Origin of the sequence: Halobacillus shinanisalinarum, assembly GCF_022919835.1 — a bacterium.
Classification (GTDB): domain Bacteria; phylum Bacillota; class Bacilli; order Bacillales; family Halobacillaceae; genus Halobacillus_A; species Halobacillus_A shinanisalinarum.
In genome coordinates this window covers 3,367,454-3,391,988 of record NZ_CP095074.1, presented here as the reverse complement: position 1 = coordinate 3,391,988, position 24,535 = coordinate 3,367,454, and the positions used below count along the sequence as shown (strand labels likewise).

Here is a 24,535-nt window from a genome sequence, read left to right as displayed (position 1 = left end):
CGTTATGTCACCTCGTGAGGCTGCTATTATAATAAAAACTAGCACTAGACCTGTCCACGATTCTTTATTGAGCTTGGCTGCAGACGCCATACCGTAGCTTTAAGATGATTAATCCATGACCAAGCCACCATCAACGACTAAGTTTTGCCCGGTAACGGCACGACTCCACGACGAAGCGAAAAATAATGTAGCATCAGCTAATTCTTCGGGGGTTGTCACCCGTTTTAGCGGTGTATTTTCACTAATCATATCGAACACTTCATCAGGAGTCGATGCACTTGCATCCGTTTTTTGCAATAACCCGCCCGAAACCATATTTACCGTAATACCGTGAGCTCCCATATCGCGAGCCATGTTTCTAGTAAAACCGAGTAATGCCGCCTTACTTGTATTATAATCATGATAAGGGACCACAGGGTTTTGAAATAGATTGGTACCGATGTTTATAATTCTTCCAAAGTTCAGCCCACGCATTCCTTCAGTAGCAGTTTGTGTTGTGTGTAACGCTGCTTTCACACTCCCCTCTAATTGGGTTTGATACTCTTCCCAGGTTACCGTTTCCGCGGTCTTCCTGTTCACGGCATCAAATTTAAAGTTAACAAGAGCATTATTAATCACAGTGGTAACGGCTTGGCCATAATGCCTTTCTGCTTGATCAAACATCGCTTGAACTTGATCTTTATCGAGGATATTTGCTTGAATAGCCCTAGCACGATCGCCAATACTTTCAACTACTTCCTGTGCTTTCCTTTCACTTTGATTGTAGTTAACGATAACTCTTGCTCCTTCTCGTCCGAAGGCTTTGGCTATTTCCGCTCCTAATCCTCGGCTTGCCCCAGTGACGAGTACAACTTGATCTTTAATTTCCATTGTCATTTCCTCCTTTATTATGCACGAATTCATTAGTCCAATATTCCTGAGGGTCTATTGAATAATCAGTCAGTTTTGTTTTATTCAGCCATTTTTGTAAATCGTCAAAATAAGCGACCGGCACTGAAAAATCTGTTGTGAAGTATGATAAAGTTGCGTCTAAAATAGCAGCTTCAATATGATCCTTCCGGTTTCCAGTAAATTGATAATAAACCACCTTTGCTTCCTCAGGTTTGTTTTCTATAAACTCAATGCTTCTCTTCAAAACTTCCAAGAACTTATCAATCCCTTGTCTGCGTTTGTCTAAAATTTCTCGTGAAGTAATTAAAATTAAATGCCCACCTGCAGGCAGTCCCCATTCTTTTAGTGAAAAGAATCTTGGTTCATATCCCCGTTCACTTGCTTCAATAACTTCATGATGCTGTTGTACAGAAAAAGCTATATCCGCTTCATCGTGAATTAAAGCATCTGTATGATAAAACCCCTTGTTAACTGGAGTTACGTCACTGACATTACAATGTGCTCCATCAGCCTCGATCAGTGCTTTCACAAAGGATAATCCTGTTGGTCCCGGAGCACTTGGATAGGTTAGTCTCTTCCCAAGCATATCTTTTGGTCTTGTGATTCCTTTATTTTCGAGTGACATGACTCCACTATCAGATTTTAAAAATCTTGAGAACCCAATGACGTCCTTTTGTTTTAGCCGATCCTGTACTAGGTGAAGAGGTTCTGTAACAGCCATGTCCATACGTCCTTTGTAAATTTCATCCATCGCATCAAAGTGTTCCACAGGTTCTATCATCTCCACATCCAGATCAGCTTCTTTAAACCACCCTTTTTCTACCCCAATCAAAAAGGGAAGGTGGTTCGGGTTTAGAAACCATTCCAGGCCAAATCTGAGTTTTTCCATATCATCATCCTCCCATTGAAAATATTTTCTAATGCTCCAGTCATTTCTGTTGTAAGAAACGTTTCCATAATAAAAAAACAGCACCACATGTAAGTGATCCTGTTATTCCCCATTAATCAACGATGATTAATGCTAACAACATCACTTCCCTTCGCTGGTATTAACCAGATCAGGTTCAGAGGGTCAAAGAAATATCATTTCTTTTCTCAGCCATATGGCTCCCCTAGTGAATAGCATTCTTATATTATTTTCTAGAGTTTAACACACAAAGTTAGCCTTGTCTTCTGACATTTAAAATTGGATATCCATTTGTCAGTTAGAGTTCAGAAATATACGTAAGTGGAATAATTTTTGCTTTTTAACGAATACTCTAAGTAAGAATTTAGATTGGAGGTTTTCATATGAAGAATGACTACAAGTTAGCAACTCTCTCAGAGACTGAACGACAAAAAATAGAAAACCTTGAAAAGGAATTTGGAAAAGTCCTAATCGCTTGGGAAGGAAAAAGATAAACCAACTTTCGTATCCCACAAGGCGGAACTTTGTCACCAGCTTCCTTTAGATTCAGGTCACCCTGACACCCTTGTTTTTGGCTAACGGCTACAACGACCCTCACCGCTCGGGACTTGAATCTTACACCCATGCCCGGCATACAAAATAAAACCGTCTCGGGCATATGCTCGAGACGGTTTTCATCCAAATAGACGATAAATATTTGTCGTCTATTATCTTAGAGACTTATGTTTCGGCCCCTTTTTAGTCTTACTGTCCGTCAATTCAAATGCACGATCTACGGCCGCATAAGCATTTACATAGCCGGTACCGACTTCCCATGCTTCATATCCTGGCATGTCCGTAGTAGTTTCTGTCAAGATTTCAAATACTTCGTCAGGGGACAGTGTCGGGTTGGCCTCAAGCATCAACATGACTATACCCGCAACGTGCGGGGTGGCCATGGAGGTTCCACTTAACGTAGTATAATACGGCAGAAAAGCTGTGGGTATATTTTCTGCATCGGTGGTCGTGTTAAGTACACCCACCGGTGACAGAGTTCTAGTTGACACGATATTTAAACCTGGTGCTGTTACGTCTGGCCGATTGAAATACGTATATGTTTCACCTTCGCTAGTAAACGTACCGCTTTCCCCTTTCACGCCACGAGAAGAAAAGTCAGCAAGTTCACTTTCAAAGGTGCCTGCTGCTACAGAAATCACCCATGGTGCAAGAGAATACGGGTTCATCGTATCTGCCTCAGGACCAGCATTACCGGCTGCAAACGTCACAACCATTCCCCGTTCATATGCCACTTTACTAGCAACATTGACGGGGCCATTCGGATCGAATTCACCTGATGAACCCCAAGAATTTGTAATGACGCGAATGTCAAATTCCGCCTGATGGGTTAAAGCGTAGTCAAATCCGCCAATAGCATCAAGAATAAAGAGAGCACCGCCGGAACCATAGCCGACTAAATCAGCACCTGGGGCAACACCTTCGTATTTTCCGTTAGACATTTGTCCTGTTCCACCCACAGTACCAGCAACATGAGTCCCATGACCGGAATTTGTATCCGTGTTGACAACGCCTTCTTGATACGTCACAGGGCCGATGTCGCTATAGGCGTGTAAGTTAATGGAGCTAAGTATATTTTCAACCAGATGGGAGCCATATTCTAAGTCTGCATGTGTGCCGTCGACCCCACTGTCATGTACAAGAACGGAGCCCCCTTCCCCGGTAACAGGAAGACCTTCGTTCCATTTTGTCATTTGGTCATCCATGCGAACCTGATCGACTCCTGTAAGTTCTGTAGCCTTCTCGTTGAAGTAAGTCAGCTTTCTGTTCAAGTAAAGAGAACGAACTTCTTCCGCTTGTGCTAGTTTATCAATCTGACTTTCTGTTGCTAAGACACCGGCAACCGGAAGGGCCTTCATGGTAACCCCTTCCGTCAATCCAATCTTTTCGAGGATAGCAACATCTTGAGTAGTTGGGGCTCCTTCACCTTCAAAAGTGACCACCACTTCAAACGGTCCTGCCTCCGTTTCTAATGCTTTATTTAGATGGGGGTCGATAGAAACGTTTATACCTGTTTCAGCATTCACACCTATTCCACCTGGAAAAAGCGAAACAAGTAAGGACAAGATTGCAGCCAATGATAAAACAATACTTGCTCTTTTCTTCATGTTTGTGTGTCTCCTCCTTTTTATTGATCTTCTAAAATCCTTTTCTGAACTAGAATAACACAAAATTTAAAATTTTCAGTATATAAAGTTTAAAAAACCCCTTAAGAACTAGCATTTGCTAGTTTATGGTTAAAGTAAAGGACCTAAATTTTATTTCAATTTAAAACGAACGGGTGTCGGATAGTGAACTATAAAAAACGGCTTGAGAACTCAAGCCGCTTTAAAAGAAATTCTATTGACAATTATTTGCTGCAAATCACCATTTGGCAAACCTCTAACTATCAAACATTTCCTGGACGTACAATTTCTTATCTAAAGTGAATGTGAGGTCTATACAACCTTTGGGGAAATGGAATGGACATCAGACCCTTGATTATCAGCGTGAACTGTTCGCTGAGTACTTGCGTGAGAAGCAAACGGGAACCGATTGTTCTAGGTGAAACGTTTGATGAGAAAGAAACACCCCCTTAATTCTATTGACAGAAATAAGGAAGTGCTTATCCATTTTATCATGTTAATTTAGAGCTTTAACCTTCGCCAACGCTTCCTTTGGTAGCACATATTCGTAGCCAAGATCATCAGCTACCGCTTTGTATGTAACCACCCCACTTGCTGTATTTAATCCTAATTCTAATGCTTGATTATCAGCAATGGCTCCGTTAACGCCTTTATTGGCAATTTGTAATGCGTAGGGCACTGTCACATTTGTAAGGCCACTCGTAGCTGTCCGTGGTACAGCACCTGGCATATTAGCTACGGCATAATGGACGACGTCATGCTTCGTATAAGTCGGGCTGTCATGTGTCGTTATTTGATCAGCTGTCTCAATAATACCACCCTGGTCAATGGCAACATCTACAACAACAGAACCTGGATTCATGGATGTGATCATTTCTTCCGTTACAAGCTTTGGCGCCTTGGAACCCGGTATGAGCACGGCTCCGATGACTAAATCGGATTCGGCCACGGCTTCAGCAATATTTAGTGGATTGGACATGAGTGTTTGGATCTGATCACCAAAGATATCATCAAGTTCGCGTAAACGTTCCGGACTTAAATCGATAATGGTTACTTCAGCACCTAGACCCATCGCGATCTTAGCCGCATTCGTTCCTACTACTCCACCGCCAATAACGGTTACCTTTCCACGTCTAACACCAGGTACACCCGATAGAAGAACGCCTCTTCCCCCTTTTGATTTCTCAAGGAACTGAGCTCCAATTTGTGCTGACATCCGTCCGGCTACTTCACTCATTGGTGTTAATAATGGTAGGGCTCTTCCCACTTGCACCGTTTCATAGGCAATGGCCGTTACCTCTTTTTCTACAAGTGCTTTTGTCAGTTCCGGTTCAGCAGCTAAATGTAAGTAAGTGAACAAGATCAATCCTTTTCGGAAAAAGTTATATTCACTAGGAAGCGGTTCTTTTACTTTCATAACCATCTCTGCATAAGCCCAAACTTTTGCTACATCTACCTCAATCATGACCCCTACTTCTCGATAGGAATCATCCTCAAATCCGCTTCCGAGTCCTGCTTCCGTCTCCATAATCACCTGGTGCCCTGCCTTTATAAGACTCATAGCCCCAGCCGGTGTTAGTGCCACGCGGTTTTCGTTATTTTTAATCTCTTTTGGAATTCCAATGATCATTTGAATGTCCTCCCTTATTTAAATTAATTGTTGTTAAAGATTACTAGTTTTAGTTCCGTCATTTCTTCCATTGCATATTTGATTCCTTCTCGTCCAACTCCACTTTCCTTTACGCCGCCATACGGCATATGATCAACACGGAATGTTGGAATGTCATTAACTAATACACCACCGACATGCAGCTTTTTCGTCGCACGCATGGCTGTATGAATATTTTCCGTATAGATCCCTGCCTGAAGTCCATAGCGGGAGTCATTGACTGCCTCAATCGCTTCCTCAACAGAGTCGACTTTGTTTATTAAAACGATTGGGGCAAAAACTTCCTGACAAGAAACCTTTGAGGAGGCATCTACCTCGAGAAGAACGGTTGGCTGTACTATATTCCCTTCGCTCGTTCCCCCTGTAGCTGCTTTCGCTCCGTTCCGTTTGGCCTCGTCGATCCACTCAAGTGTGCGTTCTACATCCTGTGGGCTGATTAACGCCGAAACATCTGTAGCTGGATCGAACGGATCGCCAACGTTTAGTTTATTCGTCGCTGCAACAAATTTATCTACGAAGCGATCATAGTTATCTTTATGAACATAAATCCGTTGCAGGGAAATACAGACTTGTCCTTGAAACCCAAATGCTCCCGTCACACAGCGAGGAACTATTTTTTCAACATCAACATTTTTATCCACGATTACAGCGGCATTGGATCCTAACTCAAGCGTAACGGGCTTGAGTCTTGCCTTATTACGAATACCAATGCCTACTTCCGGACTGCCGGTAAAAGAGATTTTCTTTACTCTCTCATCTGTGACAATCTTCTCTCCGACGACAGAGCCACTCCCAGTTACTACATTAAAAGCACCCGACGGCATCCCTGCTTCATGCAGGAGCTCGGCAAGAAAATAGGCAGAAAGCGGCGTTTGCCCCGCTGGCTTTAGAACGATAGCATTTCCGGAAGCGATCGCCGGGCCAACTTTATGGGCAACTAAGTTCATAGGGAAGTTAAAAGGCGTAATGGCTCCTACCACCCCAAGTGGTTCTCTTACGGTGTAAGCTACTCTCCCTTCCCCGCCAGGAGCTGCGTCCATTGGGATGGTTTCTCCGTTGAGCCTTTTGGCTTCCTCAGCGGAGAACTTATACGTCTGAATCGTTCTGGTTACTTCTCCTTCCGCCGTTTTGACCGGCTTGGCTGCTTCCTCAGCAATGATGTTGGCTGCTTCATCAAAGCGTTGTTCCAATAAGTCAGCAAGATTTTCGAGAATCTGTGCACGTTGGTGGCTTGGCATTTCAAGCATCGTTTGTCTAGTCTGATCAGCAGCCTCTATCGCCAAATCCACCTCTTCTGCTGTTGCTGAGGGGATCTCTGCAATCAACTCTCCACTATAAGGGGAAAAAAGTGATGTATAATGCTTTGCATCGTGCCATTCTCCATTAATAAACAATTGCTTTTTCGTCGTCATTTTCAAACCTCCCTATTATTCATCGTGTAACATTTTTCTTATAAATTATGTTCAATTGCATGAATTGCATCATGAAGAATCTCTATCATTTGTTCTACCTCTTGTTTGTTAATCGTTAGCGGTGGTGCAAATACGAGTGTATCTTGATTATCGAAGACGACAGACCTGCAAATAAGTCCCCGGCTTGCCGCTTCATTTACAATCGCAGGAGCTAGAGGTTCTTTTCCTTGTGATAGAATTTCAACAGCTCCCATCAAGCCTAATCCTCGAACTTCACCGACAAGGTCCCTTTCCCCTTGTATCCATTGAAAGCCTTTCAGCATTTCCTCGCCCATGTTTCGGGCATTCTCCACCAAGTTTTCATTTTCGATGATTTCAATATTACGCAAAGCCACGGCACAAGCCATTGGATGGCCGCTATAGGTATAGCCATGCAGGAGTGTCCCATTTGATCGTTCCATGAAGTCTTTATGAATAGACTCGGAAAGAACGACCCCGCCGAGCTGTGCATATCCACTTGTGATCCCCTTTGCCAAACACATCATATCTGGAGTAACACCATAATGCTCCATTCCAAATGCCTTTCCCGTTCTACCGAAACCTGTGATGACCTCATCTGTAATCAACAAAATATTGTAATGATTACATAACTCTCTTACTTCCTTAAAGTAATCCTCAGACACGATATGAACACCACCAGCCCCTTGAACCGGCTCGGCAATAAAGGCGGCAATGGTTTCCGGACCCTCAGCTTCAATCGTTTCACGTAAAGCTTGAGCAGATAAATGTTCCGTATAATAGAAATCCGGTGCTAACGAATTAGTAAAGTCTCTAAATGGTTTTAGCCCAGTGGCACTCGTCGCTCCCATCGCTACCCCATGATACGATTTTTCACACGAGATAATTTTCTTCTTTTGAGGCATGCCCTTTAATATCCAGTAATGGCGGGCAAGCTTATACGCCGTGTCATTGGACTCCGACCCTCCAGATGTGAAAAAGGTTGTGCTTAAATCCCCTGGAGTGATCTCAGCAAGCTTAGCCGCCAGCCTGATAGCTGGTTCATTGCTGAATGTCGCGAAGCAAGAGCTGAAGGCTAACTCATTCATTTGCTCCATGGCTGCTTGACCCAGTTCCTTTCTGCCATGTCCAATATTTACGTTCCACAAAGAGGACATTCCATCGATGACCCTATTGCCATTTACATCTTCAAGATATACACCATCCCCTTTTGTAAAAATAAACGCTGGACCGTGTTCTTGCTGTTGTTTAATCGGAGATGTCGGATGTAAAAAGTGTTTTTTATCTAATTCTGACAATTCCTGATTTACATTCGTTACGTTCCTCACCGTCAATCACCCCTCACATCATTGAATTCGAGTCTTCCTACGATTCCTAATGAAGCACCTTCCTTTCCAAATGGCCTGCACAAATATTAATGCAAGACCCATGCCAACTATTTACCGCCCTTCTCTAACCTTCTTTATCAAAAAATAAAAGCCCGAGTTTTATGATAAAACTCGAGCTCTTATGTTCTTATGCATATTAAGGTAAAGGCTGCTGTTGCGTGATACAGTGGATATTACCACCGCCGACTGATATTTCCCGGGTATTCACTGTAACAATTTTGCGATCTGGATACATTTTCTTAAACGTTTCAACAGCACGCTCGTCCTGTGGATCATTAAACGTTGGCAAAATCACTCCACCATTACATAAATAACAATTTATATACGTTGCTATAAACGTCTTTTCAGTGGACCGCTCAAAACTATGATTGGAAAAGTCGATTTCGAGACTTTCCGATTCACTCAATGTTACCTGTTCCGGTAAATATATTTTATGAATCTTTAATTTTCTACCCTTGGCATCAGTAGCTCCTTCAAGGACCCTAAAGGCTTCCTGAAGCACCGTATACTGTGGATGTTCGGGATCGTCTGTCCAACCAATAGCCACTTCTCCTGGTCGAACGAAAAATACCACTTCATCCACATGGCCATCTGTTTCATCCCCTACCAAACCACTTTTCAGCCAAATAACTTTCTCTATATCTAAGTACTGGGATAGCTTTTCTTCGGTTTCTTCTTTTGTCAAGAGCTGGTTTCGATTGGGGTTTAAGACACACTGCTCTGTTGTAATGAGTGTTCCTTCCCCATCTACGGTAATGGCTCCACCCTCTAATATGAAGTCCGTAGCATCATATCTATTGATCTGTTCAATTTCCAACACTTTTTGCGTGACAAGGAGATCCTTGTCCCAAGGATAATAGAGTCCTTCCTCTAACCCGCCCCAGGCATTAAATCCCCAGTCTACACCTCGAATATCACCATTCTCATTCTTAACAAAAGTTGGCCCAATATCGCGCATCCAAGCATCATTAGATGAAAGTTCAATGATCCGAATATCGTCTGGCAAAAGAGCACGAGCATTTTCGAATTGTTCTGCTGCTACACACATCGTGACCGGCTCAAACATTGAAATTGCCTTAGCCACCTCGATATAGACTCGTTGGACTGGTTTAGCCCCAGACCTCCATGTGTCGGTTCTTGTCGGCCAAAGCATCCATGTACCTTTATGTTGTTCAAACTCCCCAGGCATTCTAAACCCGTCAGGCTTCGGCGTACTGTTCAGATCTACTACCATGTTTATCCCCCTTAAAATAAGTGTCGTTTACATCTATGCAAATTTCATGCCACTTTCAATTTCCTCCTAATCAACCTGAATTTCATGGAATAAGAAACTTACTTTTTAAAGAAAAGCACCTTGTACTATGCTTAATTCACTAAAGTGAACTGATATCGATTCACCACGCCTTTAAAATTGCCCCAACTATTTTAGAGGTTGTATTTTTTCAATCTTCTCATGAAAGCAGATTGGGTTATTCCTAAGGATTGCGCTGCCTTCCTTGTAGATTGATGTTGCACTTTCGCTTCCTGTATCGCTCTTTTCTCGACATGCTCTAAATAGTTAGGAAGACTTTGTCCACTTGAACTAAAATAGGAATTTTCCTTATGCTGAATTTCCTCCAATACTTTATCTGAAAGATCGCTTTTCTCAATCGTATTCGACTTTGCGGTAACGACTAAACGTTCCACCATATTTTCCAACTCGCGAATATTTCCTGGCCAACTGTAATTTTGCAAGTAAGCAAGCAAGTCTTTGCTTAAGGTAGATGTCTTTCTGTATTTTGCTTTAAATGAATCAAAGTAATGGTAAATCAGTGGAAGGATATCATCTTTCCTTTCTCGTAATGCAGGGATTTGTATAGAGACAACGTTAAGCCGGTAATATAAGTCCTCCCGAAATTGCTTATCCTCTACCATTTGCACAAGGTTTTGATTGGTGGCCGTTATAATTCGCACATCCACCTTCTTTACATCTGTTGAACCAATGGGAATAAAGGATTTGTTTTGCAACAGTTGAAGCAGCTTTGGCTGTAGAGTCAACGGCAGTTCTGCAATTTCATCTAAAAATAGTGTGCCTCCATTTGCTTTTTCTACTAAACCAACCTTCCCCCCACTGCTTGCCCCAGTGAAGGCTCCCTTTTTATAGCCAAATAATTCAGATTCAAGCAGCGTTTCTGGTATGGCCCCACAATTGATCTGAACAAACGGCTTATCAGGCCGATTGCTTCGTTTATGAATTTCTTCAGCCACCATGCTTTTTCCCACACCCGTCTCCCCATTCAACAGTATGGTCGCATCCACTGTCGCCACCCTGCTGATTAAATCCAGCATTTCTTCATGCTTCTTGCTTTTGCCGATTACTAACCTCTTTTTACCGTCATCACTTTGTTTCTGCTTCATTTGTTGAAGTTCATCCCAATACTTTTGCAGGAGTGTTTCCGCTTTTTCTAGTTGAAAAGAAGCCCTGACCGTTTCTGTGATGTCCTTGACTTGTACCAGGATATATTCGGTATCATCTGCCTTTATGTCTACTAAATATCCCGTTGCCAGATATTGCCGGCCTTTAGAAGTTTGAACTTTTGTCACGGTCTCTTTCTTTTCTAATACAATCTTTGTTACAGACGGAGTAAACAAACCATTGTTTTCTAATTCCGTAACATTTCTTCCTATCACTTGAGATCGTGGTGCCCCCATCTGCTTTGTACTCGTATCATTAATCCACAAAGCAACCCCGTTATGATCAGCTATAAAAATCCCATCTTTTAAATGGTTGAATATGTGGTGAAAGTGACTATCCTCAAAAAACTTTTTGTTCATGTCATCGACCTCCCTCGACATCGTTCACGTTAATTGAACCGTAACCGATTCAATTCGCTTCGATATCAACTCTAAATTAAATATATATTATCAATTTTCAGATTAGAAATCTAATTTTCTCGCGATTTTTTGCAATTTTATTTTTTGGCATGGAACTTGCATTATATATTGAGTAAGGAGGGAGCATATGGAGTCACTGATGTTGACAGTTAACAGACAGCGTTTACTAGAAACGCTTAAAGTAAGCTCTTCCATTGGTTGTACTAAAAATGGAGGGCTAAACCGACTTGCCTTAACAGAAGAAGATCGAGTCATGAGAAATCAATTTATTACATGGCTGCATGACGAAGGTTTGGATGTCAGGATTGACGATTTCGGTAACATTTATGGAAGAAGAAAAGGAAAACTAAATGACAAACCCGTTATAGCTGTTGGTTCTCACTTAGATACCCAGCCCTGCGGGGGACGTTATGATGGCATTCTAGGTGTTTTAACAGCATTAGAGGTCATCAGGGTGTTAAATGAGAATCATATTGAAACCGATTACCCGATAGAAATTATAAACTTTACTAATGAAGAAGGCGCACGTTTTGAGCCTCCCATGCTTGGCTCTGGGGAGTATCTGAAAGCTTAACAAAAGAATTCATTTACAATATCAAAGACAGTGAGGGTGTATCCTTCGAGGATGCGCTGAAAGCAATCAATTGCTTAGGGAATGAAGAGAACCGATTAAGGAGCGTAAAAAATTTCATAGAGCTCCACGTTGAACAGGGACCGATCTTAGAAAGTGAAAGTAAGTCGATTGGAGTTGTTGAAGGTATTCAAGGCATGAGCTGGCTAAACGTTACAGTAACAGGTGAAACCAATCATGCCGGCCCCACACCTATGGAGAATCGAAGAGACGCGCTTGTCCCTTCCTCCAAAATGATTACAAAAATGAATGAGTTAACGAAAGAAATTGACGGTTTGAAAACAACGATTGGTAAGGTACATGTCAAGCCAAATGTTACCAATGTAATTCCAGGGGAAGTAGAATTTATGATTGATATCCGCCATGAGGATGATGAAACGAGATCCTACGCGATTGAAAGACTTAAAGAACAGCTAAGCACCATTGCCTTAATGAATCATGTCGAGGTAACGATCACGACAGATTGGAACTCGGACGCTGTTCAATTTTCCCCAACCGTGACAGATGCTATTTCTGAAGCGGCTCACAATTGGGAGTATTCCTCTTTAAGGCTATTCAGCGGTCCAGGGCATGACGCTAAATACATGAACAAACTAGCTGATACGGGTATGATTTTTCTGCCTAGTATTAACGGCATCAGCCATAACGAGCAGGAACTCACTTTAGATGATGACATCGAGAAAGGGGCAAACACGCTTCTTTATGTCATCCAAAAACTAGCTGCCAACGAGTAAAACTTAATTAGGAGTGATTATTATGAGTCAAAGCAAATTAGTTAAGAATTCATCTCAAGAATCATTAGCCAGCGAATTATCATCGTTAGACCGTAAACATCTTCTTCACCCATCTACGAATCCTAAATCACAGACCCAATTTGGTCCGAAGATTATTTTTTCAGGCGGGGAAGGAATCCATCTCCATGACATGAAAGGCAACACTTATATTGATGGGGTGTCCATGCTATGGAACGTGAACTTGGGACACGGACAAAAAGAATTGGCTGACGCTTCTTATCAGCAAATGTCCAACATTGCTTACGCTTCTACTTTTTATGGTTATGCCAATGAGCCAACCGTTCGTTTAGCTGAAAAGATAGCCTCTCTAACACCAGGCGATTTAAATACAATCTTTTTTACTTCTGGTGGTTCAGAATCAAATGATACAGCATTCAAGTTATCCAGATTTTACTGGCAACTACAGGGCTATACGGAAAAAAGAAAGATCATTTCCTTAAGGAGAGGGTACCACGGTGTAACGGTTGCCGCCCAACGAGCAACGGGAATCGATGCTTACCGCAATTTTTCAGGATCCACTGACCCTGATATAGATAATGCGAAAGCACACCTTACCGACTGTGAGCTTGGGGACAAAAGCCATCCTGAGTATGAAGGCAGTATTAGAAGCATTATTGAAAAGGAAGGAAAAGATAAGATTGCAGCTGTCATTGTAGAGCCTATTCAAGGCGCAGGCGGCGTACACATGCCGCCCGAAGGATATCTTAAAGCCGTTAGAAAACTCTGTGATGAATTCGATATTCACCTCATTGCTGATGAAGTAATCTGCGGCTTTGGCCGAACCGGAAAAATGTTTGGCGTTGATCACTGGGGCATTGTGCCTGATTTCATGTCGGTCGCAAAAGGGATCACAAGCGGATATGCTCAGCTTGGCGGCGTAATCATGAGAGAACACATTCGCGATACAATTGCGGAGTATGATGACATGTTAGCACACGGATTCACATACAGCGGACATCCAACGGCTTGTGCAGTCGGATTAAAAAATATTGAAATTGTCGAGCGAGATGGCCTTGTTGAAAATGCAAACCTAATGGGGCAAGCACTTGAGAAAGGGCTTCACCACCTGGAGGACAAGTATCCTTTCCTTACAAAGGGAAGAACCAAAGGATTACTAGCCGGGTTTGATTTAATGGAGGACCCTGAGGCCAATGCCCCTTTTGACAATTCTGTCAAAGCCGCCACTACCCTTGTAGAGGAATGTTACCAAAGAGGATTACTTATCAGGCCGTTTGATTTTGAACCGGGAATGAATATTGTGGCTATCGCTCCTCCTCTCATCATTAATAAAGATCAAATGGAAAAGATCATCCACATTTTAGACGATTCATTAGCCGCTTTTTCACAAAAGCTTTAGAAAAATACGTGTCAAACAGTGAGAACCTAATCTTTACTAACAGGAGGTCTACTTGTGATTGAACATGCATTGGAATTACACCCGAAAGTAACTGATTTTTTAAAGGAACCAAAAAGATTATTTATCAATGGCGAATGGCAGGAATCAATAGACGGCAACACGTTTAAAACAGTAAATCCAGCAACAGGAGAAGTACTAGCTGCCATTCATGCAGCTGGCAAAAAGGATGTTGATGTGGCTGTTGAAGCTGCGTCAAAGGCTTTTGAAGAGGGGACCTGGCCTACCATGAGTTCCTATGATCGATCTCGATTAATGCATAAATTAGCTGATTTAATGGAACGTGACTTTGAGGTTCTGGCACAACTAGATACCTTGGACAATGGTAAATCCATTAAAGAAATGACGACTAGCGATTTACCTAACGCCATCGAACAACTCAGGTATTATGCCGGTTGGACGACTAAGATGACGGGGCAAACGATCCCGATTTCACATTCTTATTTCAATTATACGGAGCATGAGCCAGTCGGGGTGGTCGGACAAATTATTCCATGGAACTTTCCTATTATGATGGCCTTATGGAAAATCGCCCCCGCCCTCGCAACAGGTTGTACGATTATTCTGAAGCCTGCCGAGCAAACCCCTCTGTCTGCTTTGTACTTGGCCAAGCTTATTGAAGAAGCAGGATTTCCGAAAGGCGTCATCAATATTATTAATGGTTTTGGCAAAACGGCTGGGGAAGCTCTCGTGAAACACCCTGAGGTGAACAAAATTGCTTTTACCGGTTCAACGCCTGTTGGTCAATCCATTATGAAAGAAGCGGCCAACACGATGAAACGAGTGACGTTAGAACTCGGTGGAAAATCGCCCAATATTATTTTACCTGATGCAGATTTAGACAAAGCCATTCCAGGTGTTTTCTCTGGAATCATGGTTAACCAGGGACAAGTGTGCTGTGCAGGATCTAGAGTATTTATTCCAGATCACCTTTACGAGGAGGTCGTCGCTAAACTAGTAGCGTATGCTAAAAAAGTGAAATTAGGTCATGGATTAGACGAAAGCACCACAATGGGACCACTCGTTTCTGAAAGACAGCAAGAAATTGTTACTTCCTATATAAACGAAGGCATTAAAGAAGGGGCAAACCTGTTAGTTGGAGGAGAAAAATCAGAAGAAGGCTACTTCGTTACACCAACTGTCTTCTCAGATGTAGAAGATCACATGACGATTGCTCAAGAAGAAATCTTCGGTCCTGTCGTCGTAGCCATGCCATACAGTACGATTGATGAAGCAGTCACACGGGCCAATTCCAGTCCTTATGGCTTGGCAGCTGGACTCTGGACGGAAGATTTAAAACGTGCACACAAGATATCCAGGAAGTTAAAGGCAGGAACAGTGTGGGTGAACTGCTATAACCTCACGAATGCTGCTGCTCCTTTTGGGGGGTATAAAGAATCCGGCTTCGGCCGAGAGATGGGATCCTATGCATTGGACAATTATACGGAAGTGAAGAGCGTGTGGATTAACCTAGATTAATACGCTGTGTAACTATTATCGATAGACTTAATTGTAAGTCTATCGATAATAGAAGCATAACCGATTGAAAGCGGATACATTAAATTCCATATTTCATAAGGCTGTACACTTATCATAATTATTTTTGCATATTGATCCCTTTGAAACGAATGACAAAAACCATAAATTTCCAAATAATTCAGAAAGGATGGTTTTATGAATGAGAAAAATCAACTGCAACGGAGGCTGAAGTTAATTCATGTCGTAGCGATAGGAATAGCTTACATGTCGCCCTTTGCTGTATTCGATACGTTTGGCATTGCCTCAGATGTATCTTCAGGACATGTCCCTCTAGCTTATATTGTAGTTTTTATTGCCATTCTTTTTACTGCTTTAAGTTATGGAAAATTAGTTAAAAAACACCCAACTGCCGGGTCTGTCTACACGTACACAAAAAATACTATTAATCCGTATGTCGGAATTATTGTTGGCTGGGTGACTTTTATTGCCTACTTAGCCCTCCCTATGATCAATGCTTTGCTGGCAAAAATTTACCTTTCATCAGGGTTTCCTCAAGTTCCAAGTTGGGTGTGGATTATTGGGCTCATTAGTATTATTAGTATTTTAAATATCTTTGGAGTGAAGATTGCAGCTTCAATCAATATCTTGCTTGTCGTCTTCCAATTTTTAGTTGGGACCATTTTCATATACCTTAATGTCCGTGCCATTACTGAAGGACCCAAACATTTCATTTCATTAAGTGAACTAATCCCTTCTGGTATGGAATTTTCAGGAGTATTTGCAGGAGCAGCTCTCCTTGCCTTATCCTTTATAGGGTTTGATGCGATCACCACACTTTCTGAAGAAACAATTAAACCTAAAAAGACGATTCCAAGGGCTATATTACTTGTTGCATCAATAGGTGGTATCTTTTTCTTTACCATTACCTACTTTATGCAATCCCTCTTTCCCGATGTTTCAGTATTCGAAAGTATCGAAGGCGCTTCTCCTGAAATAGCGTCAATAATAGGAGGAAATCTATTTCTCTCCTTTTTCCTAGCAGGCGCCTTATTCTCAGTATTTGCTTCAGGCCTAGCAGCACAGGTAAGTGCATCAAGATTACTATACGCAATGGGGAGAGACGAAGTCATACCAAAACGTTTCTTCGGATACCTGCATCCCAAATATAACTCACCAATACCAAATATTTTATTAGTTGGGCTGTTATCTCTATCCGCGCTCTTCCTAGATTTACGAACAGCAACATCTCTTATTAACGTTGGCGCCTTTACTGCTTTTTCTTTCGTAAATATATGTGTCATCACAAATTACTTTAGACACAAAGAATTCGGATCCACCTTAAGCAATTTGATAGGGCCTTTAATTGGGTTAGGATTTGTTCTATATCTATGGAGTAATCTTGATTTGTATTCGATCATTATCGGGCTAGTTTGGGCCTTACTTGGTGTATTGTATTTGACACTATCAACAGGCTTTTTTAAGAAAGAGCCACCAGAAATTGAATTTGATGAACTTGAGGGATAATTCAATCATTAGACTCGCCTGTATTGAATTCCACCCGGAAGTTTGGTCGATTAGTTAAGGAAGCATAGTAAAAGCCAGCAGAATGTGGGATTCTGCTGGCTTTTTATGTACTAGAAACATAAGTATAACTAAATGATCAATTGTTTAAAGTCTTCCATTCCCTAGAAAGGGCTCCGTACACCACACAATCATGGTAATGATCATATAAATATTCACCATCCCTAATAATTCCTTCTTGCTTCAAACCAAGTCTTTTAGGAATATTATTGCTTTTTTGATTATCGACACCGCATTGTATTTCAACACGATTCAGCTTATAGTTTTCAAAAGCGTAGTTTATTAGTACTCTCACAGCCCTAGTCATAATCCCATAACCCTGGTATTTTTCAGAGAGCCAGTAACCAATACTCGTTTTTTGGTTTGACCAGTCAATATTTTGAAATCCTGCCACACCTGCTAAGTTATTTTTGTAAAGAACACCGGCTTGAAAACCGTCGTGAGAGGCAAACTGCTTTAACCACATTTCGATTACGGTACCGTAGTCCTCTTCTTGTTTCATGCTATCTACCCATGGAAGCCACCTTCTTAGGGAATCTCTTGACTCATCCACTAGGGCAAACAAGTCTTTGGCATCTTCTTTTTCTAGTAATTTCAATGATAAATCTTTATCAACTTTTAATGTGAACATAACAATCCTCCCCTTAGTTTTAGCTTTGTACTTCATAAAAATGTCAGTTGCGGCAGCTCATTGATTAATAGGTATCGTATCTGCTGGAACAGTTTTTCTAAAATCGAAACCCAGGTAACGATATTTAATCACTACTTCGGTTATGGGTTCATCATTCACTATACTAAGTCCATAACTGATATCGTCTTCTGTAGCCGTTCCACTATTCACTTTTTCCATTTGTTTGATGGGTGAAGTGCCTGGTTCAAGACTGACTTCTTCAAGATCTTTTATTATATAATCCCCTGCGTATTGGTCAAAGTTATCTGTAACAACGTACCCCTCTAATGGATTACTGACCTGAATCTTTAATTCAGCAGGACGTATACCGTCATTAATCATGACTTCCTCTATATTTATTTCTTGAAAACCTTTGTTACCTGTGTCAATTACTAATATTTCACCATCTGTATCTGAAGCGGCAGTTTGAGTAACTAAAGGAGAATTCAATTTTATATAGATAAACACTACTGCTAATAAGAATAATCCAGTTGCCAGAGGAATAAATAATAACTTCTTCAAATCATTCACTCCCTCACGTTTTTGAATGACAGAATAGTTGTTCTCTAGTATTACTGGCCTTTAGCTAAAACATCGGGGAACAAGCACGGTACCCATCCACACTATTAGAAAGGCTCGAAACAGAATAAAAAGATAGACATGCCCATAGCTTTTTTAAAATCATTACATTTTTCCTAATTCACTCATACCAGGCCTTTTTCGGCCTTGATTCTGGATAACCATTTCTTTGGCGATATAGTTTTCTTTCTTCAGTAAAATCGAACCATTGCTTATTGCTTTTAGGGTGATTAGCATAATAGATGACACATCGAATCTGATCTTCTACACATGGATCAGTCCAGACACCCAGGTTGCTCTCTAACTTATCAAATAGTTCGGCACCATTTTCATCCCGAATTTCGTGTAAAGAATTGATTTCAAGATTATGTACAATTTTTTCAGCTAACTTCTCGCCAATGGAAGGAACTAGTTGAAAGCTTGCTAGGCCTTTTATTAGTCTAGCTCGGTTCATTGGCACGCAAAGAATCTTAGACAGTTCATCTACTTCCTTATTATGAATGTCGCTTATTTTCACTTTTGCCTTCCTTAATTTAGCTTTTTCATCTTTTTCAAAAGGCAGCTTAGGGTTCTTGTTCCCACTCATCGTTCGCCCTCCTAACACCTTCTATCACTTTGAAATAGCAGCCCTAAAGGTCCTGATATAGACCAATCCTGTTACCATATGGGTCTTCAAACGTACACCATGCTGCTGGCACACCTTCTCTTGTGTTAACCCCTTCAATCTTGAAATCCGATTCTTTCATTAGCCGCAGTCTCTCACTTTCAATATTTTCTACCCCTAACCGTAAAGGGCCATTCCCGACTGTCGGCTGCCCTTTTGCAACCTGAAGCCATGCATCTTGAGTGATTTCCCATTCGGCAAAGTCCTCATGAGGAATGAAATCGGGTTTTCTACTGAAAAGTTTCTCGTACCATTTTATACCCTCTTCATAATCAGATACTCTTATTTGAAATGTTACTCCTGTATTTTTCTCATGTAATAACTCCCTACGAAATAATTACCTACACTAATATCAGTTGACTTTATAACTTTCTATTTTCTTCATATAAAGTCCTTCCTCTATCCATCAATATCCATTAGAAAAAATAAGCGCAATTCTTGTTACGAATGCGCTCAATAGTTATAAGTAAGTAGACAGCCCCTAAACGGCCTTTTCCCCAAAATTATTCTCTTTTTTATACATGCCACTCCCGCAAACATAAGTACGCTGGATACGACCACCCTCGTGCTTTCTTGAAAATCCGTTAAATCCATCAGAAGTTCAGGTCCAAAGAGGAGAAGAGGCAAGATAATCGAAACCCACGTCCCGTTCCAAATCGCCGTCCCAATAGAAATCGCAATGGCTGCGGCTATTATATTACCAATTGCGTTAAACTGCATCGACGGTGTCCTTCATTATTCAAAGAAAGCGACCGGTTGAGAAAGACCAGCCATTATAACTTGTACCTAATCAATTACTCCCTACACAGTTTTTCAATATAACTTGTGGCAAAATTATAACTTTGGGGACAAACTCCGTAACCACAATCATGTTTTGCCTTAAAAACCTACCGAAGTTCAAGAGGCCACTGAAAAACTCCAACGTTTTTCAGTAGCAACAATCAATTATTCAAAAGATGAATATTCTAAAAATATATGCACGATTTAAAACCATATATGCGTATTTACAAAATTAACCTATCTATTTTTGCCCACTTTCTCGCATCAATCGGAGTCTTTTCTATTTAAATGTCCGACCGACTACATTTAGAAATATTTTTCAGTTTTTCAGTAGCCTCGAGGCTTTTTTAAACCACTTTTAAGCACTTTGAATCTTGAAAATACAAACTCATAGTATAGACCAGTTATCGTTTGCGTCATTAAAAAAATCGGAAAAGAAAAAGGGATCTTATATCCCTTCTGGAATTGAACGATCTCTACCAGGGTGAAAACCCATTGCATCCCCACACCAATCCCGGCCCAAGCCACAATGTACCATATGAAGGTTTTCTTATTAATTCTAAAAGATTCATAAAAGTAAATAAAAAGGTAACTGAAAGGCGCAAATAAAAGATAGTACAAAAAGTCAAATAATCGGTAACCGTTTGAATCGTTCAGCTTAAAAAAGTCAACGAGCCCGCCGCCGATTGTAAAGTCGAATAAAACCCCAATCGTAAATCCCCATAACAAAAATAATAACGTAATCTCGCGAGTGAACTTTTTAGGAAGCAAGAATAAGAAAGCATAACCTACGACAACGAAAAGCAATATGGATATTTCGTTTTTATCAAAACTCTCCCATAAGCTCATGAGTACTTCACCTCACTCTGGGCACTCTTTCTAAAGAATTTGAGGGAGTAATAAGCTATTACATGAAGGCTCAAATAATATATGGCATCATAACCTATGTTCCACTTAATATAATTCGCCATGTTAAAGAAAGTTGAAAGGAACGTCAATAAGAGCAATATCGCTAAAGATGTACTCAGAATTAATAAGGATTTGGTGAATTTGTTTGCTCGACAAAGCAGATTTAATTGCGTTACTAAAATCATAGGAATGATTACACTCCTAAACAGCAAAAATGCCGTGTACTCCATTGTCTCTTCTGTTGATTTAATGAGTTTTATTTCTTCATAAATAATCCATGTCCAATTAATACTAATCACTAGAATGATCAAAAACACAAACGTATTTTCGATTATTGACAACTTTTTTGGAATGACTAAAAATAGTGTTAATACTAGCCATGAAGCAAAGAAAAACACAGCAAACGCCATAAGTTAACCTCCCTTATCATTGCCGTTATTATGTGTTTTTCAAAGTGAAAGTATACGATTCAAAGAAAGGATATCTATTTGAAGGGCGGAAAGATTCTTGATCATTTTTAAATAGGGAGCTTTTCGAGTAAAATAGATATATGGTGGTTAAAGGAAGCAATTTTCCAGAAAGGAAGAAAAATCACATGAGAATGATCCTATTATCAGTATTCTTATTATTAGCCGTTGTTCTATCAGCTTGCGGGGACCCACAACAGCAAGAAGGCCAACCTGATAAAGACAATCAACAGGAGGATGTAGAAGAAAAGGAAGAGGATGGAACCCAAGAGAAGGGGAACGATGATCAAGGAGGTTCTGGTGGTATTGTAGCAGGAAAGTTAGAACCAACACTTGAAGTCAACGGTACGCAGGCATCCTTTCAAATAAAGAACCAGACAGAACGAGTCCAAGAACTAGTTCTTTCAGGAAAAGCATCCTATACATACTTCATTACCAATGAGGGAGGAAAAACGGTCTATGAGATATCAAAAAGGAAGCCTCAGTATGAGCAAAAGAAACCAATCACCCTGAAACAAGGAGAGGTAATCGAGTACAAGCTGGATATCCCAGGAGCTTTGCAGCCAGGAACGTATGATATCACTGCTGTTTTGCATACCATGCCTGAGATAAAGGCAAAAACCTCATTCACTATAGAATAAGAAAGCCCTCTTTCCAATAATACATTAGCATTTAGAGGGCTCGAACTTTTAAAGCATATGTTTAACCTTGAATATCCCGCTTATTATATCCCATAAAGGCCAAAATCGTTAGAATCACTGCAAAAATTGTTAATATAGTGGCCTTCATAAAATTCATATCTTCAATAGGAAGTCGCGGAATGTGACCAAACGGTGATAGTTTACTTACCCAGTCCGGAAATTGAAATAAGCTGCCCATGTAAACAACTATGAAGGAAAAGATTAAGTATAACCAGGTTAGGCCAGTTAATTTCGGTTCCATACCAACAAACAATCCTGCGAAGCCAATCATAATCCACATCGCGGGTAAATAAACCATTGCTGCACTATAGAAAGTACTAAAACCAATCGCATCATCCATAACGGATCCCCCGACTACCCCTAAACCAATAGCAGCAAGGGACAGCATCACAATTCCAACAAAAATAGATAGAATGAAGTAGCTCCCCATTAGACGCTTACGGGACACCGCTCGACCTAGCAAATGTTCCGTTCGATTCTTTTTCTCTTCGACTTTAAGCTTGAACATTACCATTAAGGCGGGAATGGTACTAATAATGGACAGGATTGACATTAACATCGGTATGAATTGTTCTGTTAGCGAAATTCCCTTCACAGGCGTTAAGAGGTCTTCCATCATATCTATATTTGCGAAAAAAGACTCCAGGTCACCTAATACTGAACCATAAGATGCTCCAATCATAAATATACCTATCCCCCAAGCAATTAAACCCGTGCGCTGAAGTCTTAGAGCAAGACCAAGCGGACTTCGTAAAAACGCTGTGGCATATTTCCTTCCAGGCCTTGATGGAAAAAAACCGGCTCCCAAATCACGGATAGCATTCAGGTAAAGTGCGAGTACAGCTAACGCCGCTGCCACACCTACGGTTAGTAAAATCGGCCACCAATAATTATTAACATAAACTTCCGCACCTAGCACCCAGCCAAGTGGGGAAAGCCATGAAAGGGTTTCGTTCCCCACGTCGCCAATTGCACGCATAAGATAGGCCAGCCCTAGAACAGCAAATGATAGACCAGTTGCCCCACGGGAACTTTTCGAAAGTTGGGCAGACAGTGCAGTAATGGTTGCGAAAAAGAATCCGGTCGCCCCTAAAGCTGCGCCATATAGAAGGGATCCCTCCAAACCCATGCTTTCAATTCCTAATCCATACAGCCCAAATCCAATTAATAACGCTAACAATGCATTCGTGCCAAACAAAATGAAAATTGTCGCATTTAAATTAGCTAATCGTCCAGCTGGAAGAGAGCGAATCATTTCAACACGCCCATCCTCTTCCTCTGCCCTTGTGTGACGTGTAACAAGTAAAATACTCATAATTCCAACGACTACCGCCGTCATAAGTAACATTTGATGGGCCATCATAGCTCCAAACGTATAGTTGTCTAACCCGTACCCTTGACCGACCATAGCTGTCATGGCAGGGTTAACCATTGTTTCAGCAATAGCCTCTCTATCATGCTTTGTCGCGTATAACTTAGTAAATGACAAGGCCACTGAAAATGTAAAAACAGATAACGCCACTAACCAAACAGGAATGCGCACACGATCCTGCCGTACGATGAAACGTGAGAGCGCCATCGATTTACTGTATAACCGCCTTGACATTACGACGCACCTCCAGCTTCCGATGTGTCCGTGTGATGCTCCCCCTCATAATGACGCATAAATAAATCTTCTAATTTCGGTGGTGCGCTTTCTAATTTTACTACTCCAAACTGACTTACATACTTGATCACATGCTCCATATCAGGGGTATCCACCTGAAATGAAAGTGCTTGATCTTTCTCTCTAATATCGTGCACACCTTTTAATTCATGTAAAGCAGTAATGGGTTGTTTCGTCTCGAGAAGAAAAGTTGTTCTTGTTAAGTGCCTCAGCTCATTTAAAGTACCGGTTTCGATCATTCGTCCTTGGCGAATAATCCCGACTCTGTCACATAATTTTTCAACTTCGGATAAAATGTGACTGGAAAGCAGAATACTTTTGCCCTCTCTTTTCGCTTCCAACACGCATTCTTGGAACACCCTTTCCATCAATGGATCAAGCCCCGATGTCGGCTCATCTAAAATATACAAATCTGCATCTGAGGAAAAGGCGGCGACAAGCGCGACCTTTTGCCTGTTACCTTTTGAATAAGTTCCACACTTTTTGGTCGGATCTAAATCGAATTTCTTGGTTAGCTCCTCTCGTCTGCTTTTATTTTCTGTTCCTCGTAATTTCATAAATAAATCGATAACTTCTCCACCTGTTAAATTCGGCCATAAATTCATATCTCCAGGAACATACGCAATACGCTTGTGAATTTCAACTGCTTCTTTCCAGGCATCCATATCAAAAATCTTTGCTTCCCCTGCTGTTGCCTTTATAATCCCCAGCAACAAACGAATAGTAGTAGACTTTCCAGCACCATTAGGACCAATGAAACCATAAACTTCTCCTTTATTCACTTCAATGTCAACACTATCTAAGGCAGTAAAGTTCCCAAACTTTTTCGTTAAGTTATTTGTTCTAAGTATGGCCACGTCT

22 protein-coding genes and 1 riboswitch are annotated in these 24,535 nt (G+C 41.1%); of the genes, 6 read left to right on the top strand and 16 right to left on the bottom strand.

The features are described from left to right. Nucleotides 1–108: 108 nt before the first annotated feature. The 8 genes from MUO14_RS16805 to MUO14_RS16770 form a co-directional block, all read right to left on the bottom strand. The gene (locus MUO14_RS16805; RefSeq protein ID WP_244751752.1) at nt 109–870 is read right to left on the bottom strand and encodes a 3-oxoacyl-ACP reductase; all 762 of its coding nucleotides are present in this window, start codon (nt 868–870) and stop codon (nt 109–111) included. Then, nucleotides 860–1,780, bottom strand: coding sequence for an ABC transporter substrate-binding protein (locus MUO14_RS16800; RefSeq protein ID WP_244751751.1), 921 nt, complete (start codon nt 1,778–1,780; stop codon nt 860–862). Before MUO14_RS16800 ends, MUO14_RS16805 begins: the two co-directional genes overlap by 11 nt. A 129-nt stretch (nt 1,781–1,909) precedes the next feature. Beyond that, a riboswitch (TPP riboswitch) is annotated at nt 1,910–2,015 on the bottom strand. 490 nt (nt 2,016–2,505) lie between these two features. Further along, the gene (locus MUO14_RS16795; RefSeq protein WP_244751750.1) at nt 2,506–3,960 is read right to left on the bottom strand and encodes a S8 family peptidase; all 1,455 of its coding nucleotides are present in this window, start codon (nt 3,958–3,960) and stop codon (nt 2,506–2,508) included. Nucleotides 3,961–4,474: 514 nt separating this feature from the next. Further along, on the bottom strand, nt 4,475–5,608 hold the full coding sequence (gene ald / locus MUO14_RS16790; RefSeq protein WP_244751749.1) for an alanine dehydrogenase: 1,134 nt from the start codon (nt 5,606–5,608) through the stop codon (nt 4,475–4,477). Between the two features lie 23 nt (nt 5,609–5,631). Beyond that, on the bottom strand, nt 5,632–7,059 hold the full coding sequence (locus MUO14_RS16785) for an aldehyde dehydrogenase family protein (RefSeq protein ID WP_244751748.1): 1,428 nt from the start codon (nt 7,057–7,059) through the stop codon (nt 5,632–5,634). Nucleotides 7,060–7,097: 38 nt separating this feature from the next. Beyond that, a complete protein-coding gene (locus MUO14_RS16780) occupies nt 7,098–8,405 on the bottom strand; it encodes an aminotransferase family protein (RefSeq protein WP_244751747.1) in 1,308 nt (435 codons plus the stop codon). 196 nt (nt 8,406–8,601) lie between these two features. After that, nucleotides 8,602–9,699 (bottom strand): agmatine deiminase, encoded by a 1,098-nt coding sequence (gene aguA, locus MUO14_RS16775; RefSeq protein WP_244751746.1) that lies wholly within the window; start codon nt 9,697–9,699, stop codon nt 8,602–8,604. 191 nt (nt 9,700–9,890) lie between these two features. Beyond that, nucleotides 9,891–11,279: a sigma-54 interaction domain-containing protein gene (locus MUO14_RS16770; RefSeq protein ID WP_244751745.1), complete on the bottom strand. Its 1,389-nt coding sequence runs from the start codon at nt 11,277–11,279 to the stop codon at nt 9,891–9,893. Nucleotides 11,280–11,466: 187 nt separating this feature from the next. On the opposite strand from MUO14_RS16770, the gene MUO14_RS24390 reads away from it, so the two are divergent. The 5 genes from MUO14_RS24390 (at nt 11,467) to MUO14_RS16750 (ending at nt 17,181) form a co-directional block, all read left to right on the top strand. Further along, nucleotides 11,467–11,913 carry a M20/M25/M40 family metallo-hydrolase gene (locus MUO14_RS24390; protein WP_255822129.1) on the top strand — a complete coding sequence of 149 codons (447 nt, stop codon included), beginning with the start codon at nt 11,467–11,469 and terminating at the stop codon, nt 11,911–11,913. A gap of 11 nt (nt 11,914–11,924) precedes the next feature. After that, a complete protein-coding gene (locus MUO14_RS16765) occupies nt 11,925–12,704 on the top strand; it encodes a hydantoinase/carbamoylase family amidase (protein ID WP_318036042.1) in 780 nt (259 codons plus the stop codon). Nucleotides 12,705–12,726: 22 nt separating this feature from the next. After that, complete coding sequence (locus MUO14_RS16760) at nt 12,727–14,121, top strand: aminotransferase family protein (protein ID WP_244751744.1); 1,395 nt, start codon at nt 12,727–12,729, stop codon at nt 14,119–14,121. 54 nt (nt 14,122–14,175) lie between these two features. After that, complete coding sequence (locus MUO14_RS16755; RefSeq protein WP_244751743.1) at nt 14,176–15,657, top strand: aldehyde dehydrogenase family protein; 1,482 nt, start codon at nt 14,176–14,178, stop codon at nt 15,655–15,657. Between the two features lie 195 nt (nt 15,658–15,852). Beyond that, entirely contained in the window at nt 15,853–17,181 is a 1,329-nt protein-coding gene (locus MUO14_RS16750; protein ID WP_244751742.1) for an APC family permease, read from the top strand. A gap of 136 nt (nt 17,182–17,317) precedes the next feature. On the opposite strand, the gene MUO14_RS16745 is transcribed toward MUO14_RS16750, so the two are convergent. From MUO14_RS16745 to MUO14_RS16720, 6 genes are all read right to left on the bottom strand, one after another. Then, nucleotides 17,318–17,869 (bottom strand): GNAT family N-acetyltransferase, encoded by a 552-nt coding sequence (locus MUO14_RS16745; RefSeq protein WP_244751741.1) that lies wholly within the window; start codon nt 17,867–17,869, stop codon nt 17,318–17,320. Nucleotides 17,870–17,926: 57 nt separating this feature from the next. Further along, nucleotides 17,927–18,430 carry a hypothetical protein gene (locus tag MUO14_RS16740; RefSeq protein WP_244751740.1) on the bottom strand — a complete coding sequence of 168 codons (504 nt, stop codon included), beginning with the start codon at nt 18,428–18,430 and terminating at the stop codon, nt 17,927–17,929. A 178-nt stretch (nt 18,431–18,608) separates the two neighbouring features. Further along, a complete protein-coding gene (locus MUO14_RS16735; RefSeq protein ID WP_244751739.1) occupies nt 18,609–19,073 on the bottom strand; it encodes a helix-hairpin-helix domain-containing protein in 465 nt (154 codons plus the stop codon). A 531-nt stretch (nt 19,074–19,604) separates the two neighbouring features. Next, complete coding sequence (locus MUO14_RS16730; protein ID WP_244751738.1) at nt 19,605–19,871, bottom strand: hypothetical protein; 267 nt, start codon at nt 19,869–19,871, stop codon at nt 19,605–19,607. Between the two features lie 387 nt (nt 19,872–20,258). After that, complete coding sequence (locus tag MUO14_RS16725) at nt 20,259–20,780, bottom strand: hypothetical protein (RefSeq protein WP_244751737.1); 522 nt, start codon at nt 20,778–20,780, stop codon at nt 20,259–20,261. After that, nucleotides 20,777–21,250, bottom strand: a complete 474-nt coding sequence (locus MUO14_RS16720; RefSeq protein WP_244751736.1) for a hypothetical protein — start codon at nt 21,248–21,250, stop codon at nt 20,777–20,779. Before MUO14_RS16720 ends, MUO14_RS16725 begins: the two co-directional genes overlap by 4 nt. Before the next feature lie 185 nt (nt 21,251–21,435). Here MUO14_RS16720 and MUO14_RS16715 point away from each other — a divergent pair, with 185 nt between their 5' ends. Beyond that, entirely contained in the window at nt 21,436–21,948 is a 513-nt protein-coding gene (locus MUO14_RS16715) for a BsuPI-related putative proteinase inhibitor (RefSeq protein ID WP_244751735.1), read from the top strand. A 61-nt stretch (nt 21,949–22,009) separates the two neighbouring features. Here MUO14_RS16715 and MUO14_RS16710 read toward each other — a convergent pair whose 3' ends face one another. Together MUO14_RS16710 and MUO14_RS16705 are read right to left on the bottom strand one after the other, a co-directional pair. Then, complete coding sequence (locus MUO14_RS16710; protein WP_244751734.1) at nt 22,010–23,614, bottom strand: ABC transporter permease; 1,605 nt, start codon at nt 23,612–23,614, stop codon at nt 22,010–22,012. Further along, the gene (locus MUO14_RS16705) at nt 23,614–24,531 is read right to left on the bottom strand and encodes an ABC transporter ATP-binding protein (RefSeq protein ID WP_244751733.1); all 918 of its coding nucleotides are present in this window, start codon (nt 24,529–24,531) and stop codon (nt 23,614–23,616) included. Before MUO14_RS16705 ends, MUO14_RS16710 begins: the two co-directional genes overlap by 1 nt. Nucleotides 24,532–24,535 lie beyond the last annotated feature (4 nt).

What these genes read in the sequence shown, in the direction of transcription:
- MUO14_RS16735 (WP_244751739.1), bottom strand. Translation starts at nt 19,073, where the DNA reads ATGAGTGGGAACAAGAACCCTAAGCTGCCTTTTGAAAAAGATGAAAAA.
- MUO14_RS16710 (WP_244751734.1), bottom strand. Translation starts at nt 23,614, where the DNA reads ATGTCAAGGCGGTTATACAGTAAATCGATGGCGCTCTCACGTTTCATC.
- MUO14_RS16745 (WP_244751741.1), bottom strand. Translation starts at nt 17,869, where the DNA reads ATGTTCACATTAAAAGTTGATAAAGATTTATCATTGAAATTACTAGAA.
- MUO14_RS24390 (WP_255822129.1), top strand. Translation starts at nt 11,467, where the DNA reads ATGGAGTCACTGATGTTGACAGTTAACAGACAGCGTTTACTAGAAACG.
- MUO14_RS16715 (WP_244751735.1), top strand. Translation starts at nt 21,436, where the DNA reads ATGAGAATGATCCTATTATCAGTATTCTTATTATTAGCCGTTGTTCTA.
- MUO14_RS16720 (WP_244751736.1), bottom strand. Translation starts at nt 21,250, where the DNA reads ATGGCGTTTGCTGTGTTTTTCTTTGCTTCATGGCTAGTATTAACACTA.
- MUO14_RS16760 (WP_244751744.1), top strand. Translation starts at nt 12,727, where the DNA reads ATGAGTCAAAGCAAATTAGTTAAGAATTCATCTCAAGAATCATTAGCC.
- MUO14_RS16805 (WP_244751752.1), bottom strand. Translation starts at nt 870, where the DNA reads ATGGAAATTAAAGATCAAGTTGTACTCGTCACTGGGGCAAGCCGAGGA.
- MUO14_RS16795 (WP_244751750.1), bottom strand. Translation starts at nt 3,960, where the DNA reads ATGAAGAAAAGAGCAAGTATTGTTTTATCATTGGCTGCAATCTTGTCC.
- MUO14_RS16725 (WP_244751737.1), bottom strand. Translation starts at nt 20,780, where the DNA reads ATGAGCTTATGGGAGAGTTTTGATAAAAACGAAATATCCATATTGCTT.
- aguA (WP_244751746.1), bottom strand. Translation starts at nt 9,699, where the DNA reads ATGGTAGTAGATCTGAACAGTACGCCGAAGCCTGACGGGTTTAGAATG.
- MUO14_RS16730 (WP_244751738.1), bottom strand. Translation starts at nt 19,871, where the DNA reads ATGCAGTTTAACGCAATTGGTAATATAATAGCCGCAGCCATTGCGATT.
- MUO14_RS16750 (WP_244751742.1), top strand. Translation starts at nt 15,853, where the DNA reads ATGAATGAGAAAAATCAACTGCAACGGAGGCTGAAGTTAATTCATGTC.
- MUO14_RS16770 (WP_244751745.1), bottom strand. Translation starts at nt 11,279, where the DNA reads ATGAACAAAAAGTTTTTTGAGGATAGTCACTTTCACCACATATTCAAC.
- MUO14_RS16785 (WP_244751748.1), bottom strand. Translation starts at nt 7,059, where the DNA reads ATGACGACGAAAAAGCAATTGTTTATTAATGGAGAATGGCACGATGCA.
- ald (WP_244751749.1), bottom strand. Translation starts at nt 5,608, where the DNA reads ATGATCATTGGAATTCCAAAAGAGATTAAAAATAACGAAAACCGCGTG.
- MUO14_RS16800 (WP_244751751.1), bottom strand. Translation starts at nt 1,780, where the DNA reads ATGGAAAAACTCAGATTTGGCCTGGAATGGTTTCTAAACCCGAACCAC.